Annotated in this window: 18 protein-coding genes and 2 pseudogenes; 7 read left to right on the top strand and 13 right to left on the bottom strand. The window is 29.8% G+C overall.

Annotation, left to right across the window (positions count from 1 at the left end; all coding sequences use genetic code 11):
* Positions 1-28 precede the first annotated feature (28 nt).
* Both CM54_RS10815 and CM54_RS10810 read left to right on the top strand, forming a co-directional pair.
* Positions 29-955 (top strand): manganese-dependent inorganic pyrophosphatase, encoded by a 927-nt coding sequence (locus CM54_RS10815; protein ID WP_002435938.1) that lies wholly within the window; start codon positions 29-31, stop codon positions 953-955.
* Positions 956-1,149: 194 nt separating this feature from the next.
* Complete coding sequence (locus tag CM54_RS10810) at positions 1,150-2,529, top strand: aldehyde dehydrogenase (protein WP_002435896.1); 1,380 nt, start codon at positions 1,150-1,152, stop codon at positions 2,527-2,529.
* 119 nt (positions 2,530-2,648) lie between these two features.
* Here CM54_RS10810 and pglS read toward each other — a convergent pair whose 3' ends face one another.
* Positions 2,649-3,677 carry a 6-phosphogluconolactonase gene (pglS, locus tag CM54_RS10805; protein WP_037551158.1) on the bottom strand — a complete coding sequence of 343 codons (1,029 nt, stop codon included), beginning with the start codon at positions 3,675-3,677 and terminating at the stop codon, positions 2,649-2,651.
* Positions 3,678-3,860: 183 nt separating this feature from the next.
* Here pglS and arsB point away from each other — a divergent pair.
* Positions 3,861-5,140 (top strand): annotated as a pseudogene (gene arsB, locus CM54_RS10800) (arsenite efflux transporter membrane subunit ArsB).
* A gap of 117 nt (positions 5,141-5,257) precedes the next feature.
* Positions 5,258-5,656 carry a YolD-like family protein gene (locus CM54_RS10795; protein ID WP_002435923.1) on the top strand — a complete coding sequence of 133 codons (399 nt, stop codon included), beginning with the start codon at positions 5,258-5,260 and terminating at the stop codon, positions 5,654-5,656.
* Positions 5,657-5,728: 72 nt separating this feature from the next.
* On the opposite strand, the gene CM54_RS12665 is transcribed toward CM54_RS10795, so the two are convergent.
* The gene (locus CM54_RS12665; RefSeq protein WP_002435939.1) at positions 5,729-5,899 is read right to left on the bottom strand and encodes a hypothetical protein; all 171 of its coding nucleotides are present in this window, start codon (positions 5,897-5,899) and stop codon (positions 5,729-5,731) included.
* A 410-nt stretch (positions 5,900-6,309) separates the two neighbouring features.
* Here CM54_RS12665 and CM54_RS10790 point away from each other — a divergent pair.
* Positions 6,310-7,350, top strand: a pseudogene (locus CM54_RS10790) (C45 family autoproteolytic acyltransferase/hydolase).
* A gap of 98 nt (positions 7,351-7,448) precedes the next feature.
* On the opposite strand, the gene CM54_RS10785 reads toward CM54_RS10790, so the two are convergent.
* Genes CM54_RS10785 through CM54_RS10775 form a run of 3 tightly spaced genes read right to left on the bottom strand, consistent with a single transcriptional unit; the run spans position 7,449 to position 9,375 of the window.
* Positions 7,449-8,285, bottom strand: coding sequence for a DUF4097 family beta strand repeat-containing protein (locus tag CM54_RS10785; protein WP_002435918.1), 837 nt, complete (start codon positions 8,283-8,285; stop codon positions 7,449-7,451).
* A complete protein-coding gene (locus tag CM54_RS10780) occupies positions 8,282-8,839 on the bottom strand; it encodes an HAAS signaling domain-containing protein (RefSeq protein ID WP_037551154.1) in 558 nt (185 codons plus the stop codon). The genes CM54_RS10785 and CM54_RS10780 overlap by 4 nt, the downstream gene beginning before the upstream one ends.
* 50 nt (positions 8,840-8,889) lie before the next feature.
* A complete protein-coding gene (locus CM54_RS10775) occupies positions 8,890-9,375 on the bottom strand; it encodes a hypothetical protein (protein ID WP_002435934.1) in 486 nt (161 codons plus the stop codon).
* Positions 9,376-9,541: 166 nt separating this feature from the next.
* On the opposite strand from CM54_RS10775, the gene CM54_RS10770 reads away from it, so the two are divergent.
* Positions 9,542-10,105 (top strand): thioredoxin family protein, encoded by a 564-nt coding sequence (locus CM54_RS10770; protein WP_037551152.1) that lies wholly within the window; start codon positions 9,542-9,544, stop codon positions 10,103-10,105.
* A gap of 32 nt (positions 10,106-10,137) precedes the next feature.
* Here CM54_RS10770 and pmtD read toward each other — a convergent pair whose 3' ends face one another.
* The 7 genes from pmtD to CM54_RS12980 form a co-directional block, all read right to left on the bottom strand.
* The gene (gene pmtD, locus CM54_RS10765) at positions 10,138-10,869 is read right to left on the bottom strand and encodes a phenol-soluble modulin export ABC transporter permease subunit PmtD (RefSeq protein ID WP_002435946.1); all 732 of its coding nucleotides are present in this window, start codon (positions 10,867-10,869) and stop codon (positions 10,138-10,140) included.
* Positions 10,869-11,741 carry a phenol-soluble modulin export ABC transporter ATP-binding protein PmtC gene (gene pmtC, locus CM54_RS10760; protein ID WP_002435900.1) on the bottom strand — a complete coding sequence of 291 codons (873 nt, stop codon included), beginning with the start codon at positions 11,739-11,741 and terminating at the stop codon, positions 10,869-10,871. Before pmtC ends, pmtD begins: the two co-directional genes overlap by 1 nt.
* Before the next feature lie 19 nt (positions 11,742-11,760).
* On the bottom strand, positions 11,761-12,420 hold the full coding sequence (pmtB, locus tag CM54_RS10755) for a phenol-soluble modulin export ABC transporter permease subunit PmtB (protein ID WP_002435912.1): 660 nt from the start codon (positions 12,418-12,420) through the stop codon (positions 11,761-11,763).
* On the bottom strand, positions 12,417-13,316 hold the full coding sequence (gene pmtA / locus CM54_RS10750) for a phenol-soluble modulin export ABC transporter ATP-binding protein PmtA (RefSeq protein ID WP_037551149.1): 900 nt from the start codon (positions 13,314-13,316) through the stop codon (positions 12,417-12,419). Before pmtA ends, pmtB begins: the two co-directional genes overlap by 4 nt.
* Positions 13,316-13,693 carry a PSM export ABC transporter transcriptional regulator PmtR gene (gene pmtR / locus CM54_RS10745; RefSeq protein WP_037551146.1) on the bottom strand — a complete coding sequence of 126 codons (378 nt, stop codon included), beginning with the start codon at positions 13,691-13,693 and terminating at the stop codon, positions 13,316-13,318. The genes pmtA and pmtR overlap by 1 nt, the downstream gene beginning before the upstream one ends.
* Before the next feature lie 177 nt (positions 13,694-13,870).
* Complete coding sequence (locus CM54_RS12660; RefSeq protein ID WP_023350009.1) at positions 13,871-14,041, bottom strand: SE1626 family protein; 171 nt, start codon at positions 14,039-14,041, stop codon at positions 13,871-13,873.
* A 233-nt stretch (positions 14,042-14,274) separates the two neighbouring features.
* Positions 14,275-14,370, bottom strand: a complete 96-nt coding sequence (locus CM54_RS12980) for a Trp-rich small protein (protein WP_016898690.1) — start codon at positions 14,368-14,370, stop codon at positions 14,275-14,277.
* Positions 14,371-14,563: 193 nt separating this feature from the next.
* Here CM54_RS12980 and CM54_RS10735 point away from each other — a divergent pair, with 193 nt between their 5' ends.
* Complete coding sequence (locus CM54_RS10735) at positions 14,564-15,853, top strand: aminotransferase class I/II-fold pyridoxal phosphate-dependent enzyme (protein WP_037551144.1); 1,290 nt, start codon at positions 14,564-14,566, stop codon at positions 15,851-15,853.
* 46 nt (positions 15,854-15,899) lie between these two features.
* On the opposite strand, the gene CM54_RS12975 is transcribed toward CM54_RS10735, so the two are convergent.
* Positions 15,900-17,544 (bottom strand): LPXTG cell wall anchor domain-containing protein (locus CM54_RS12975; RefSeq protein ID WP_231469483.1); only part of this gene is annotated, 1,645 nt, incomplete at its 5' end.

Raw genomic sequence — 17,544 nt, 5'->3', positions numbered from 1 at the left:
AATATAAATGAATAAGGAGATATTGAAAATGACAAAAACTTTTATTTTTGGGCACAAAAATCCAGATACAGATGCAATTTCTTCAGCTATTATCATGGCTGATTTTGAACAACAAACTGGTAACTCTGAAGCAAAAGCTTACCGATTAGGTGAAGTTAGTGCTGAGACACAATACGCTTTAGATTACTTTAAAGTAGAAGCCCCAGAATTATTATCTGAAGACTTAAATAATGAAGATGTTATTTTAGTTGACCATAACGAATTTCAACAAAGTGCTGATTCAATCGCTGACGCATCTGTAAGACACGTGATTGATCACCACCGTATCGCAAATTTCGAAACAGCTTCCCCACTTTATTACAGAGCTGAACCAGTGGGATGTACTGCTACTATTTTATACAAAATGTATAAAGAACGTGGATTTGAAATTAAACCTGAAATTGCTGGTTTAATGATTTCAGCTATAATTTCAGATAGCTTATTATTTAAATCACCCACATGTACTGAAGAAGATGTTAACGCAGCTCAAGCATTAAAAGAAATTGCCAATGTTGATTTAGATAGCTATGGTTTAGATATGCTAAAAGCTGGTGCTTCTACTACTGATAAATCTGCAGAAACCCTATTAGGTATGGATGCTAAATCATTTACTATGGGCGACTATGTCACTCGTATCGCACAAGTTAACACTGTAGATATCGACGAAGTACTTAACCGTAAAGATGAATTAGAAAAAGTAATGTTAGAGATAAGCGCAAACGAAAAATATGACTTATTCGTACTTGTAGTAACTGATATTATTAACAGTGATTCTAAAATTTTAGTTGTCGGTGCTGAAAAAGATAAAGTAGGCGAAGCATTTAATGTTCAATTAGATGATGGTATGGCCTTCTTATCTGGCGTAGTTTCTCGTAAGAAACAAGTGGTACCTCAAATTACTGAAGTATTATCATAATTATTTGAATTAATTTTAAATGAATTTGGGAGCATTTTAAAATGCTCCTTTTTTTATTATAAAAAATAACATTAATAGAGCTTTTTTGGGGTATAAATTTGTTAAGTGTCTTATTGTTTTCCTAATTAAAAATTTAAGTAAGTACATAGACCTCTTTTACTACCATAAAAATTTCAGGGAGGTAAAACTTTAAAATGAACGATATTGAACAACAATTTAATATTAGCAAGCAATTTTTCAAAACAAATAAAACTAAAGATTTAAAATTTAGGAAGCACCAATTAAAAGCTTTAAGTAAAAGTATCAAAAATCATGAACAAGCTTTACTAGAAGCACTTAATAAAGATTTAGGAAAAAGCAAAGTAGAAGCTTATGCTACAGAAATTGGTATATTACTAAAAAGCATTAAACTTGCCAGAAAAGAACTAAAAAATTGGGCTAAAACTAAACAAGTTGAAACACCGCTTTATTTATTTCCAACTAAAAGTTATATCAAAAATGAACCCTACGGTACTGTTTTAATTATTGGTCCCTTCAATTATCCTGTACAGCTAGTATTCGAACCTTTAATTGGAGCCATCGCTGCAGGTAATACTGCCATTGTTAAACCCTCTGAACTTACCCCTAACGTAGCAGAAGTAATTCAAGATATAATTCAAGAAACTTTTGAAGAGAATTATATTTCAGTTGTTAAAGGTGGCATTGAGGAAACTCAAACATTAATTCATTTACCGTTCGACTATATGTTTTTCACTGGTAGCGAAAAAGTTGGACAAATCATCTATGAATCGGCTGCTAAAAATCTGGTACCTGTTACTTTAGAGTTAGGTGGTAAATCTCCAGTCATTATTGACCAAACTGCAAATTTAAAAGTCGCTAGTGAAAGAATTAGTTTCGGAAAATTTACGAATGCAGGACAAACATGCGTAGCACCTGATTATATACTAATTGATCGAAAAGTTAAAAATGATTTTATTAAAGCACTAAAACAAACAATTACAGAATTTTATGGGGAAAACATCAAAGAAAGTCCTGATTTTGGAAGAATTGTTAATCAAAAACATTTCAACCGCTTAAATGAATTATTAGAAACTCATGAGAGTAAAACTATTTTCGGTGGTAAAAGCTTTGAAGAAGATTTATATATTGAACCTACATTAATAGACAATGTTAATCTACAAGATAAAGTTATGCAAGAAGAGATTTTTGGTCCTATTCTACCAATTATTACTTATGATGATTTCGATGAGGCAATTCAAATTATTCAGAGTAAATCTAAACCTTTAAGTTTATATCTTTTTAGTGAGGATGAAAATTCTACACATCGCGTATTAGAGGAATTATCATTCGGTGGCGGAGCTATAAATGATACACTTATGCATTTAGCAAATCCTAATTTACCATTTGGTGGCATTGGAGCTTCAGGTATCGGTCAATATCATGGCAAATATTCTTTTGATACCTTTAGTCATATGAAATCATATACATTTAAATCTACACGTTTAGAATCAAGTATCTATTTCCCGCCTTATAAAGGCAAATTTAAATATATTAAAGCCTTCTTTAAAAATTAAATAATTAACTATAATAACGCTCCATATGTAATTTGGTGTGAATGCATTTCTGAAAGGTAAAATTTTAGTGTACCTTTTAGAATGGCATCGCTTATTAATTACATATGGAGCTTAATCATTTAGAATAAGACGCAAACACCTTCAGGTGCACTTTCGTGGTCATCAATAAATTCAAGTTTTCCTGTGACACTATCTCTTTTAAACACAGTTACTTTAGACTCACCTTCTTGATGAGCACATACTATAAAGTTATCATCCGGCGTAATATTAAAATCTCTAGGAAATTCATCTTTAGTCGGTTGAATATCCACCATTTTTAATGATTTTCCGTTATTAACAACTTCGTAAATAGCTATGCTATCATGACCTCTATTACTTACATATAAATGTTTCTGATCATGAGATAATCTTACCGCAGCTAATTTCGATTCTTCTTTAAAATCTTGAGGTATTGTAAGATGTCTCTCAATTTCTTTAAATTCACCATCATTATATTCAGTTACACTTACATAATTAGATAATTCGTGAACTACATATGCGTATTTACCATCTTTACTAAAAGTAATGTGCCTTGTGCCATCCGCTTCTTTAAATTGTGAAACAGCATATTCTTTTAAACCTTGGTCACCATATGTATAAGCAACAATTCTATCTGAGCCTAAATCGGTTGCTACTACATATTTATTATCTGGCGTTTCATTTAAAAAATGGACATGCGGGGATTCCTGCCTTTCATGTGGACCTGTTGGATATTCATGTTCAATTTCTTCAATAAGTTTTTCAATTTCTCCAGTATCTTTATTTAACTTATAAATTCGTGCAATTCCAGCACCATAAACAGCTTCAAATAAATAATTGTTATCACTTGAAATTTGTATATAACATCCTGTTCCATTTTTAGATGCTAAACATTTATTAATTAGTTCTAAATCACCATTTTGCGTTATTTTGAAGCTTGCTACACCACAATTTTCATTTTCTTTAGTAATGGCGTATAAATAGTTTTCATTTCTAGTTAAATATGTAGACGCCTCTATTTCATAACCTGTTTGAACTTCTTTTATTGTCCCTTTTAAATCTTCTAATTCGAAACGGTAAATTCCCTTACCATTTTGCTTAGTATAAGAACCAATATATCCAATAGTCATATTTATCCCTCCGTAAAATTAATCATTATTGGTTTAATTTTAACTATAAGTGTCAGCGATTTACAATTAAAACTTTTGCACTTTCCTCTATAGAAAAAATATATGGAAATTGATATTCTATAGTATGTTCATTAAATTTATAATCTATTTACTCCTGCATAGAGAAAGTCGAGTGAATCATTTATGACCTTTATAGCTATTGTTATTTTTGTTATAACTTTAATTTTTGTTATTTGGCAACCAAAAGGATTAAATATAGGAATTACTGCTGTAGCTGGTGCACTTTTAGCTATTATTACAGGCGTTGTATCTCTAACTGATATCGTTACAGTTACAAATATAGTATGGAATGCAACATTAACTTTCGTTGCTATAATTTTAATATCACTCATTTTAGACCGTATTGGCTTCTTTGAATGGGCTTGATTATTGCTTCAAAAGGCTATGGCCTTAGAATGTTTATTTTTATAATGACTTTAGGTGCTGTAGTAGCTGCTCTATTTGCCAATGATGGTGCTGCGCTTATTCTTACACCAATAGTGTTAGCTATGGTAAGGAGCTTAGGTTTCGATAAAAAAACAATATTCCCATTTATTATAGCAAGTGGATTTATAGCCGATACCACTTCCCTACCACTCACTGTCAGTAATTTAGTCAATATCGTTTCAGCTGACTACTTTAACATTACATTTATTCAATATGCTTTAAGAATGATAATTCCAAATTTATTTTCATTTTTAGCAAGCATATTTGTGCTTTGGCTTTATTTTAAAAAATCTCTTCCTAAAAGTACAAATATTGAAGATTTAGCCACACCTCAATCAGTTATAAGAGATAAGAAACTTTTTAAAACGTCTTGGATTATTCTTATTATTTTATTAATAGGTTATTTAACAAGTGAATTTATTCATGTTCCCGTGGCTTTCATAGCATTAATTATTGCTTTTGTATTCCTACTCTTAGCGAGTCGTTCTAAAGCAGTTAATACTAAAGAAGTTTTAATAGAAGCTCCTTGGAATATAGTTATATTTTCAATTGGTATGTATCTTGTAGTATATGGATTGAAAAATGTAGGTATAACATTAGTACTAGGGAATATTTTGAATTCTATTTCAAACCATGGGCTATTCAGTAGTATTATGGGTATGGGATTCATTGCAGCCTTCCTCTCTTCTATTATGAATAACTTGCCCACTGTTTTAATAGATGCAATTGCTATTGCACAATCTAATTCCGATGGTTTAATTCAAGATGGTATGGTCTATGCAAATGTTATTGGCTCTGATTTAGGTCCAAAAATCACTCCAATTGGCTCTTTAGCAACTTTATTGTGGCTTCATGTATTAACTCAAAAAGGTGTTAAAATATCATGGGGAACATATTTTAAAACAGGTATAGTGATTACTATTCCTGTACTATTTATAACGTTACTAGGACTCTATTTTACTCTAATTATTTTTTAAAAATTGAATACACTCTCAAGCTGGCTTAAAATCACAAAAATATAGCCAGCAATTTTGTATTGCAAAATAGAACAAATGTTCGTATAATAGAATTATATCGAACGAGGTGATCTAAAGATGACGGATATAAAGAATGAAACGGATTATCGAAATATTCCACGTGAAATGTTAGATAGGAATATTCCGGCTGGTCGTGGCATGGTTAAATGGGCGCCGTTCGCTACGCTACCCGAACAATTCGAAACTATCCATCAATACATGATTGATCAAAATAAAATAGATAGACCAGTACTTTCAGACGATCAATTAGCTCAATTAAATATCCGCTTGCACGAAGCATTACAAAAATCTCAACCTGTTAATATAAAATATTATGAAGAAGGTTATATTAATTTTGTTAATCTTAATATACATCGCATTGATTCATTAAATCTTGAAATTGAAGGGATAAAGCCAGGTACTACCTATCATCAGAAAGTCCCTATTTTAGATATTGTTGATATTACTTTCTCATAAAAAAGTTGGCAATAGCTTATTCAAGCCATTGCCAACAATTATCTCAAATTAGTACTAAACTATTAGAACTAATTAATTATTATTTTCAATATCTGAAACAATTTCTTTAGTTTTTCTTTCAATATCTTCGAAATCTTTTTTGAAGATATAAGCAAAGGCAACTACACCTACGCCTACTACAACTGTAGTGATAGCTAATAAGCTAAATACAAATTTAAATAAACCTTTAATAAAGTTCCACATTACTTTTCACCTCTAAAATTAATATGCATATCTACAATTCACTATGATAGCATACTTATCTCTATCAATAAATAAATACCCGTTTCAAAAATTAATCATTCTCAACTAAATATATATTTATGGTAATATGTCAATTAAAGATTAATTTAAATAATCAAACTGAAATTAATAACGAGATTCCAAACCAATTGTTACTCTTATAAATAAATATTAACTTAACCACCATGACTTAACAGAATCAGCAATCGCTCTACAACTATCTGAAATCATAGATATCACTCCCATAGATTAAAAAATTCCCTCACTAAAATACAATTCGATTGTAATATTTCATCCATAGTAATTCAATTAACATTAAGTTAATTTACGATTACATTAAAGTAAATATTTGAAATGAAAGGATGACTAACATGCAAAATGTTCAATCCGATATCATGACTTTTCGTGGTTCTCATTATGACTTAGGAGTCGAAACAGCGAAATGGTTACAAAGAACTCCTTTATTAAAAAATCGTGAAAAAGAATGAAAAAAAAGAAATCCAAGATTTGATATCGATGTCAGAGAAACATATAATATTTTTCAAATTTATGCTCCTAAAATTTGGGACGAGCTAATAGGTATGCAAGACGTTTTGAATCTACCTACTAAACAAATTATATTAAATTTTGGCCACTATCGTTTTACTGATTTAAAAGATAGTGGTTGTACAGTTTTTAAAGGGAAAGACTATTTACTACGTAATTATGATTATCATCCTTCTACTTATGATGGTCGATATTTACTATACAAACCAAATGATAGTGGTTTAGCTCAAATAGGACCTACTTCTAGAGTAACTGGCAGGATGGATGGAATGAATGAGTATGGTTTATCAATGGCTTATAATTTTATGCATCGCAAGAAACCAGCAAATGGCTTTGTATGCTACATGATAGGTAGACTTATACTTGAATATTGTAAAAACGTTAATGAAGCTATACAACTTTTAAAAGAATTACCTCATAGAAGCTCTTTTAGTTATATTTTAATGGATAAAGAATCTAATTATGCCATTGTCGAAGTAACACCTCGTTCTATAGATATTAGATATGAACCTATATGTACGAATCACTTTGAATTATTAACACATGAAAATCGTAATTACACTAAAGAATCTAAAGAACGGTTGGAGAGAGTGATTAACACCACAAGAAGTGATTTAAGAAAAGAAAATGCTTTTAAATTATTTAATGACCCTCAATATAATATTTATAGTAAATTATTTAAGAGTTGGTCTGGAACAATTCACACATCGTTATACGAACCTCAAACTTTAACAACGTGGATAGGACTTGGAGAAAATAGTTCTCCGACTAAAATAGACTTTTATCAATGGCTTAAAAATAATACTCTAACAATAAATCAACTAAACGGAAAAATTGATACCGATTTAACATTTGCCACATATTAAAATAATTTTTCAAAAATAGAATAAAACCCATAAATGAGTGATTGTACAACACTCATTTATGGGTTAATAATCAAATATTTAAATAAAAAATGCGTTACTTAATTGATGACAATATCACCATCAACCGTATAAAATTCCAAAATGTTTTTACTCTTACCTACTTTACCATCTTTAAAATTATTATTATTGACTACTTTTTCACCACGTCCAGGATGTAACTTAAGTAGTGTGTTTTTAGGCTTAGCTTCAAAGTTATAATTTATATCTCCTTTTTTTGTTGAAGCTTTAATATCATTCGAAGATTTCATTTTATTCATATTAATATCTCCCTCATTCAATAGGAAGATTGAATCTTGGAATTCGCTACGGCTAAGAGTCAACTTACCAGTATCGATTTTTAAGTTTCCTTTTTTAACTGATGAATCACAAATATAAGCTAAGCTATTTGAACCATCCACATTTAAATATTTTAAATTTGAATGTTCCATAGAAAAGTGACGACTATTTATAATTGTGGCACTTGATGCATTAAAATTCCTCAAATGTACATCACCTATTACGGATTTAGCGCTAAGATCTTTCAATTGTTTATCTGGTACTGTAATGGTGAGTTTTTTCTTATTATAATGAAAAGGATTAAAGTTTAATCCGTATCCTCTATTAGTAGCACGTTTCTCGGTAACTTTGAGCATTTTACCTTTTTTAGATACATATACATCGTTATCACCTTGATAATCCACTTTGAATTTATTACCTTTAACAATGTTTATTTCAGAACCAATTGTACTTACTGACAACTGACTGAAATGATTATTAAAAGTCTTATTATAGTTTTGCTTTTCATATTTAGCTTTATCAAAAGCAAACCAAGTAACTGTTCCACTGATAAAGAAAATTGCAAATATAATTAAACCGCTAATGAAAAGCTTCCTCATTTCCTAACGCTTCCTTTAACTGTTTTAATGTACCATGATAAATATTTCAATATTAAATTATGTACTAATCCAATAATTTTTAATGTTAAAACAATAAAAATAATTCCTAAACCTGTTAAAGAGATAGAGAATAATATATTACTCAGTGAATTATAAAACCCATTAATTATCGAATAACTAATAAGGATCAATGGGGAGAATAGTAAACAGACTGCTGTAAACATCAAAAGTAAAATCAGAAATGCAATAATCGCTACTGGAACTAATATAATAAATAATGAAAGTATACCTAGACTTAAGGAGGCTATAATAGCTCTAGTTATGTTTTGGATTGTTGGTTTTGATTTAGCATAACTGATAGCACTTTTAGCTTTTATCTCTTTTGCTATATCATACGGATCTTTCAATTTATTCACTATTTGTTCTTCACTTCTACCTTTTAACTCTTCTTCATAGAATAAATTTTCATATTCGTACATTTTATTATCTTTTTCTCGTCTAGGAAGATCATCTAAAGCTAATTCTAATTCATTTAAAAAAGTAATTTTATCCATGTATCGTCACTCTTCCTGAATTTGAATTAAAGAATAGTTATCAAGATTTATCATTTACTGAAAAACTCTATTCTTTTTACGATATCATCTTTATATAATATATTCAGTTTCATTTTATTTTGGCGGTCAGTATATGTAATAGATTTATAATGCTTACCAACCATGTGTCTTTTATAACTATCTCCTAACTCGTTAATAACATCATCAATTGAGTCACCTATTCTAACTCCGAAATTCGTTTTAACACTTTTATCCTTGATTAAAACAATTCCTTTAACAATGTGCTTTTTATTTTTCACTTTAACCGTTAAATCCTTATGCTTTTCGTCATTATAAAATTTAAATCGATCTAATTTAATTTTTTTATTAATGACATACCCTTTCTGATTAAAACGATCATTTAAACCTATATCATTCACAGTATAATTGGATAAATCTACTGTTTTAATACTTCTATAGTACATAATTCCGAAAAGTAGAATAATTGCTCCAATTAAAAAAAGGGTTGAAATCACCCATCTGTTTTGTATACGCACTTGAGTCACCACTTTCACTCTTGTTCTATTAAATATAGCATATGAAATTTGGAGTTTCATCTAACAACTTAGTCACATTCATAATTAAATTATGATTGAGTTAATATAATATCTTTAAAGTTAAAAAATTGTTATAATATTCTAAATAATTAAGGAGGTTATTTCTATGACTAATTTAGAAACTTATTTTAAAAAAAGTCAGCCACTAGAAGAGTACATTGACCAAATGAAAGATAATAGAAATAATTTATTATCAATATACAAATCCTTTAAATTACCAGAAGAAGATGACCGTATTACAAAGCTTAAAGATGCAAATTACTCAAAGGTATTAGTCATCACTGAAGATTGGTGTGGTGATGCAATGATGAACCTTCCAATACTTAAACGTGTTAGTGAAGAATTAAATTTAGAAGTTAGAGTATTTCATAGAGATGACGACACACGTTTAATTGATCAATATCTTACAAATGGTAAGTCTAGATCGATTCCTATTTTTGTTTTTATGAACAGAGCATATGAACAAATAACTGTATGGGGACCTAGAGCTAAGGAAGTCGAAAAATTTGTTGTGGATTTGAGAAATGATAAATTACCAGATAAAAATCATCCACAATATGATGATAAAGTTAAAGAAACACACTTACTTATTTCAAATAGATTTAAAACAGATTCATCATTTTGGAAAAATGTATATAACTCCATAATTAATCAGCTTTTATATAAATAAATACTGAGGCTAAAGCCTCAGTATTTTTGAACTTAAATATCTCGTTTAGCAGCATATAAGATGTTAGCTACAAACAATACTACTATTGAAGCAATTGAAATAAACCATTGCCAATGTGAGAATTTTATCTCCTCTGTCATTTTCTCAGTGAGATAAGTAAATGGAATATATTTAAATGATTTTTGAATATCGTCACCAATATTTGGAATTAAACCTATTAAAGGTTGCACAAATGGAACGATAAGTAATAAGAAAATACCTAAAGTAAAGATTACTGCCGGCTTTTCAATAATTAACGTAAGTAATAATAAGAATAAGCCAAAGAATAAGAAAAATATAAGGTAAAACCATATATTATTTAAGAATTTATCTCCGTCAACATTTGATCCTTTTGTAGATGCTTGAATAACAATAATTACAAGATATTGAAGTAAAGTAAATAAGAACGAAATTAATATCATTGAAATTGTTTTAGCAATAATATAACCAATACGACTACTTACCTTACTCATATATAATTGAATTGTACCTTGAGAATAATCTCTAGTGATAGTTTTAATGATAAATAATAATCCCGCGAATAAGAATAACCAGTTGGCCAGTACGAAGACCATTTCGTTATTTACTTCATGAGACTTGCTATATGCTGCTTGCATACTTGCTTGGAAGACTGTCATTCCTATAACTAGTATTAATGCAAGATATGTTAAAGGACTTTTTAAAATACTAATTAAATCGAACTTGACTAGCTGTAAACTTCTCATTATTTATCACCTCTTTGATTAATATTAAAGTAAGTATCACGTAGAGAACTTTTACGCGTTTCAATATACTTAGGATAAACACCTTGTTCAGACAATGATTTTAATAGTGGTTTATAGTCTCTTTGAGCTTTAATGATAATCTCACCAGCATCTTTTTGTGATTGTTGCACTTTATAATGTTCAGTTAGATATTCTAAAGTTTTATTAAAATCATCATGTTCAATAGTAATGATTGTACTATCTTCTGGTCCACCATCTTTCATGTTCACATCTTGAACAAAGTTACCATCTCTAAGGAAGACAGCTCTATCACAAATAAGTTCAATATCTTCTAATTTATGACTTGAAATTAATATTTTCATATCTAATTGTTTGACTAATGATTGGATAGTTTTTAAAACATCAATTGATCCATCTGGATCCATACCATTTGTAGGCTCATCTAAAATTAAATATTTTGGTTTATTCATAAGAGAGACCGCAATGGCTAATTTCTGTTTCATACCCATTGAATATTTTTTCACTTTTTTCTTAATATAAGGTCTCATACCAAAAGCATCAATAATGTGATCAGAATACTCTTTATCAAAGCCTTTTCCTAAAACTTGAGCGAACAATTTTAAATTATATAAACCTGACTTGTTGTCATAAAGTTTAGGATGTTCGATTAAGTAACCTACGTTTTCATCTTTCGATAAATCAACTTTCCCTTGATAATTAATAATATTACCATTCATGACTTTCATTAATGTTGTTTTACCAACACCGTTTTTACCAATAAGACCAACTATTTGGCTATTACCAAAATCAAAGTTTATATCGTCAATAACTGTATTTTGACCATATTTTTTAGTGATTTGTTCTAATTTCATAGTAGACCCCCTTAAGTGGTTAATGTTTTATTTTTCTAATTTGAATTAAATAATTCACTACTAAACATATGATGCTAATAATCAATAGGCCATAATTTAAGAAGTACGAATATACAACTGGAATATGACTATCTTTGTGAACTAAAACGTTTATTAAGATAAATAAAGCAGATAAGACAAATGGTAATACAATGATAACTCCAAATACATATGCTAAATAAGGCACGTCTTTATGTTTCTGTTCTGTACTTTTATTAAAAGCGATAGGGATTGAAAAGAAATTCGCTATTATAAAAGAATAGGTTGTAGAAAAAGTTATCGAATCTGTCTTTATTGAACTTGTTTCATAGCCATATAAACTTATGATTATTGCACCAATAATTGTTAAAACTATGCAACTGATGTAATTTGCATTTAATAAATCTTTCCTTGAAACTGGCAGACTACCAAAAAATAAGTAAGACTGAGATCCACCTAATCTACGATTGATTCTAAATAAATGTCCAGCATCAACTAAGCATATAATAGTTAATATAATACCTATAGGTCCTGAAATAACAAGATACGGTAAATGTTGCCTATCGATTAAGTGATAAAACGGAAAGAATATGAGTAATAAACCATAAATCAAAAGTGTCCATCTTCGAAGTTTAAGATTTCTAATTAATAATTGTTTCATATTAGTTTCTCATTTCGTTGGTGATATTTAAAATCTAGTTGATTTTTATTTTTTTCTAAATATATCATTAGTTCTTCAATTGATGGATTTTTAATTTCTACTCTATTTCCAAATAATTCTTTAAATGTTTGGTAGTGTTCAGTGAGGCCTATGTAGCCAGTTTTTCTAACTTCTTTATAAATTAACAATTCCTCCAACTCCACATCTAAGTCTTCATTGGAACCACTAATTATTTTATATTTTTCAAATAAAGTGTCTCGTGATTCATTAAAAATAATTTGACCATCACGTAAATAAACTATATAATCCGCAATTTTTTCTAAATCAGATATGATATGTGTCGATATGAAGACTGTTTTATCTTCATCAATTAATTCTTGTTGAATAATCTCAAGTAGTTCATTTCTAACTAAAGGATCTAGTCCAGATGTGGGCTCATCTAAGATGAATAATTCAGCATGGTGACTAAATGCAATAGCTAGTGACAATTTCATTTTCATACCTGTTGAAAAAGTTTTGATTTTCTTCTTATAAGGTAATTGAAAAAATTGAAGATAGCTCATAAAAATTTTATGATCCCAATTTTTATAAAACGGGGCGACGATATTCTCTAACTTTTTAATGTTCCATTTGTCATTAAAATACGTTTCGGAATAAACGAAGCCTATTTTATTTTTTATTTCTACTGCACTATCCTTCATTTGTTCATTAAATACAGAAATTTGACCATTTTTAGATTGAATTAAATCCATAATTAAACGAATAACTGTAGTTTTACCAGCACCATTCCCACCTATAAAACCAGTAACAAAGCCTTTAGGAACTTCAAAGGAGATATCTTTCAACTGAAAATCTTTTGTTTGATAACTTACATTCTTAAGCTCAATCGCATTCATCAGTCATCCTCCTCATAAATTAAAGACAATATTTCAGTCAATTCTTCTAAAGGCATCCCAATTGTTTTTGCTTCTTTTGACATTGTTTTAGCCAAATTTTCAATTACAAAGAACTGCTTTTCTTTAAGAATTGAGTTATCTTGTTCCTTCACAAAGGTACCTTTACCTCTTATAGTTGTCACAAATCCATCCTTTTCTAAATCTTCATAAGCTCGTTTTGTAGTAATTAAACTCACTTGTAAATCTTTAGCTAACTCACGCATTGATGGAAGGTGTTCGCCAGGAGCAACATAACCTTTCAAAATATTTTCTTTAATTTGTTGCTTGATTTGTTCATAAATGGGATATTCACTGTTGTTTTTCAAAATTAATTTCATTGATGTCCCCCTTCTCTTCTGTATACACATAATATATACAATATATACAGATTTGTAAAGTGTATATACTAAATTCTGTGAAAAATCCTATATATCAAGAGAATATTGAGTATAAACAATATATACAAAAAGACTTAAGAGAACGATACACTTCCCTTAAGTCTTAAATAATGTACACTATTTTTTTCTCCGTTTATTACTTCTATCGATAAAAGCACAAATCATAAACATAATTGCAGCAAGTAGCAATTTAATTCCTTGCTCTTCATGACCTGTAGCTTGAAGATAATAGCCTACTACAAATAGCACAATTGCTAATCCAACGAATATTTTTGTTAAGTGCTTCATTTTATTCACCTCAACACATAAAAAGTATATCAAATAATACCAGGTATAAAAACGGTATATGAGTTTAACTTTTCCAATAATTTAGAAGACGATATCAAATTTAGGAGTTACCACAATTAAATATTGATTGCGGTCAATTTAGTACAATGTTACAATAAACTTGTATCCACGAATTATACTACACAACCCCAGGTCTGGTACCAGCAGACTTGGGGTTTTTTGTGTTCGGTCATCTACTTGTCTTTCCATTTAATTTCTAACCAAATACGAAAGACGACAAGTACGCCACCTGTAATCAATGTTATTAAACCATCTTGCCACCACGTCATTATACTACACCTCCCAGAATTGATTAGTGTCATATAATTTGATGACCTAAGCATATTCTAACACAAATTATAGAACATATGTTCGCTATTAGTAATAAAATTTATTTTCCTAATTCCCTATCATCAATGCTTTATCTTTAATCAAATTAAAGATAATATATATATAAACACTTTATTAAAGAGAGGTTAGAAAATGACAAGTCCTTTAGCCGAAAATTTAAATAACGAATTACAACAATCCAATCCAGAAGTATATGACATGTTATCTGATTTAGGTAAAGAAATGTTCTATCCTAAAGGTATTCTATCTCAATCTGCTGATGCCAAAAGTACTAAATATAACGCTACGATTGGTATGGCAACAAATGATGAAGGTAAAATGTATGCTGATTCATTGAATAATATATTTAATGAATTAACTCCAGATGAAGTTTTTCCATATGCACCTCCACAAGGTATTGAAGACTTACGTGACTTATGGCAAATTAAAATGCTAAATGAAAATCCTGATTTATCAAAAGAAGCGATAAGTAGCCCCATCGTGACTAATGCTTTAACTCATGGATTATCTTTAGTTGCAGACTTATTTGTAGATGAAAATGATACTATTTTATTACCAACACACAATTGGGGCAACTATAAACTAGTGTTCAATACTCGCCATAAAGCTAATATCGAAACATATCCTATTTTCAATGAAGAAGGACATTATACGACTGATTCACTAGTGGAAACTTTGGAAAACTTTAATAAAGATAAAGTAATTATGATTCTAAATTATCCAAATAATCCAACAGGTTATACGCCAAAAGCTGAAGAAGTTAAAACTATCGTAAATGCTATTGAAATACTTGCTAATAAAGGAACAAAAGTGATTGCAGTAGTTGATGATGCTTACTATGGTTTATTCTATGAAGATGTATACACACAATCTATTTTTACGGCTTTATCACAGGTGAATTCTCATAATATTTTACCTGTACGCTTAGATGGTGCTACTAAAGAATTTTTTGCTTGGGGATTCCGTGTAGGCTTCATGACTTTTGGTACTAAAAATGAAATAACTCAAAATGTACTTGAAGCAAAAGTTAAAGGTTTAATTAGAAGTAATATTTCAAGCGGGCCATTACCATCCCAAAGTGCTATCAAGCATGTTCTAAAAAATAATAAACAATTTGATAAAGAAATTGAGGAGAATATTCAAACATTAAAAGATCGATACGAAGTTACTAAGGAAGTTGTTTATGATGAGAAATATGCAGACTATTGGAAAGCATATGATTTTAATTCAGGTTACTTCATGGCATTAAAAGTTAAGCATGTTGATCCAGAAATATTACGCAAACATTTAATTGATAAATATTCAATAGGTATTATTGCCTTAAATGATACGGATATACGAATTGCCTTTAGTTGTGTTGAAAAAGACGATATTCCTCACGTGTTTGAGTCTATCGCTAAAGCTATTGATGATCTAAAATAGAAAAAAAGAGTTGCTCTTTTAAATATTTAGAGCAACTCTTCTTTTTTTAAATCTCTTTTTTACGTGATTTACGTAATAACATTAAACCAAGAATTAGAATACTGGATAGTAATGTTTTATTCGCTTTTTCACTTTCACCAGTATGTGGCAATTCTAAGAGTTTATCCTTTTTGGTATACATCATTTCATTACTTCTATCATTCAATTTCACTTTTGAAGGTTTAATTTTATAGCTTTCTTTACTTGTAACTTTAGTAGGTGCTTTTATACTAATAGCTATACTTGGGTCACTATTGCCTTTATACTCTCTAGCGATTATTTCACTACCATCTTTAACAGCTAGATGAGTTATTTTTATTTCTCCTGTGTGAGCGTTTAAAATAATACCTTCCATAACTTGGTCTACAGACCACTCTGAACCGTTTTTATAAACATTTATATATGTCGCCTTACCTTTTTTATTTTTAAAATTAATTTCAACTTTAGTTGCTTCAATTCTAGGCTTTATAATAACCGTAGCTTCTTTTTCATTTACAATTACAATTGGGGGTTCAGGTGCATTTTCTTTACGTGGCATAATCACACTATTTAATTTACTATGGTCGCTATTACCATGTACTTCACTTGCAGTAATTTCACTTTCAGGATAAACAACGTAATAGTCTATAGTTACCTTACCAGTAGCCGGTTCTATATTGATGCCCGTTATTTCTTTACTCAAGCTCCAATTACCTTCATCTTTACTTGCGATGATTGTATCAGATTGCCCTTCTGGATTTATATATTCGATTTCAATTTTTGTAGATAAACCGCTTGGTATTATACTCACATTTACTTTACTTTCATCTTTCTCAACTATTGGTGCATCTGGTGTTGCTTCTTTTCGTGGCATATTTATTTTACTTTCAGCACTTACGTCACTGTTACCTTTTGTTTCGATTGCTACTATTTCACTTTCTGCTTGTACAGCTGGGTGGCCTAGTGTGACTTTTCCAGTATATTCATCTAATTGAATATGTGGCACTTCTTTATTGAGTGACCATATTTCCTCTTTTTTGATTGCGATAATTGAATCAGGTTGACCTTCTGAATTTGTATAATTGATAATTAATTTCGTTGATTCACCTTTTGGTGTCACTTCAACATTGACGTGTTCTTCATTTGCTTCGATAGCTGGCGACTCTGGTGTTACTTCTTTTCGTGGCATAGTCACTTTACTTTCTGCACTTGTGTCACTATTACCTTTTGTTTCAGTTGCTACTATTTCGCTTTCTGCTAACACCGCTTGGTGCCCTAGTGTGACTTTTCCAGTATATTCATCTAATTGAATATGTGGCACTTCTTTATTGAGTGACCATATTTCCTCTTTTTTGATTGCGATAATTGAATCAGGTTGACCTTCTGAATTTGTATAATTGATTACTAATTTTGTTGATTCACCTTTTGGTGTAACTTCAACATTGACGCGTTCTTCATTCGCTTCAATTACTGGAGAATCAGGCGTTACTTCTTTGCGAGGCATATTTATTTTACTTTCTGCACTTTCATCACTGTTACCTTTTGTTTCGGTTGCTACTATTTCACTTTCTGCTAACACCGCTTGGTGCCCTAGTGTGACTTTTCCGGTAGTTTCGTCTAATTCAATATGTGGAACCTCTTTGTTTAGTGACCAAACTCCTCCATTTTTATTT

The organism is Staphylococcus sp. TE8 (assembly GCF_000692055.1).
Classification (GTDB): Bacteria; Bacillota; Bacilli; order Staphylococcales; family Staphylococcaceae; genus Staphylococcus; species Staphylococcus capitis.
Note: the sequence above shows the minus strand (reverse complement) of the source record. Positions and strands in the feature narration are given on the sequence as shown.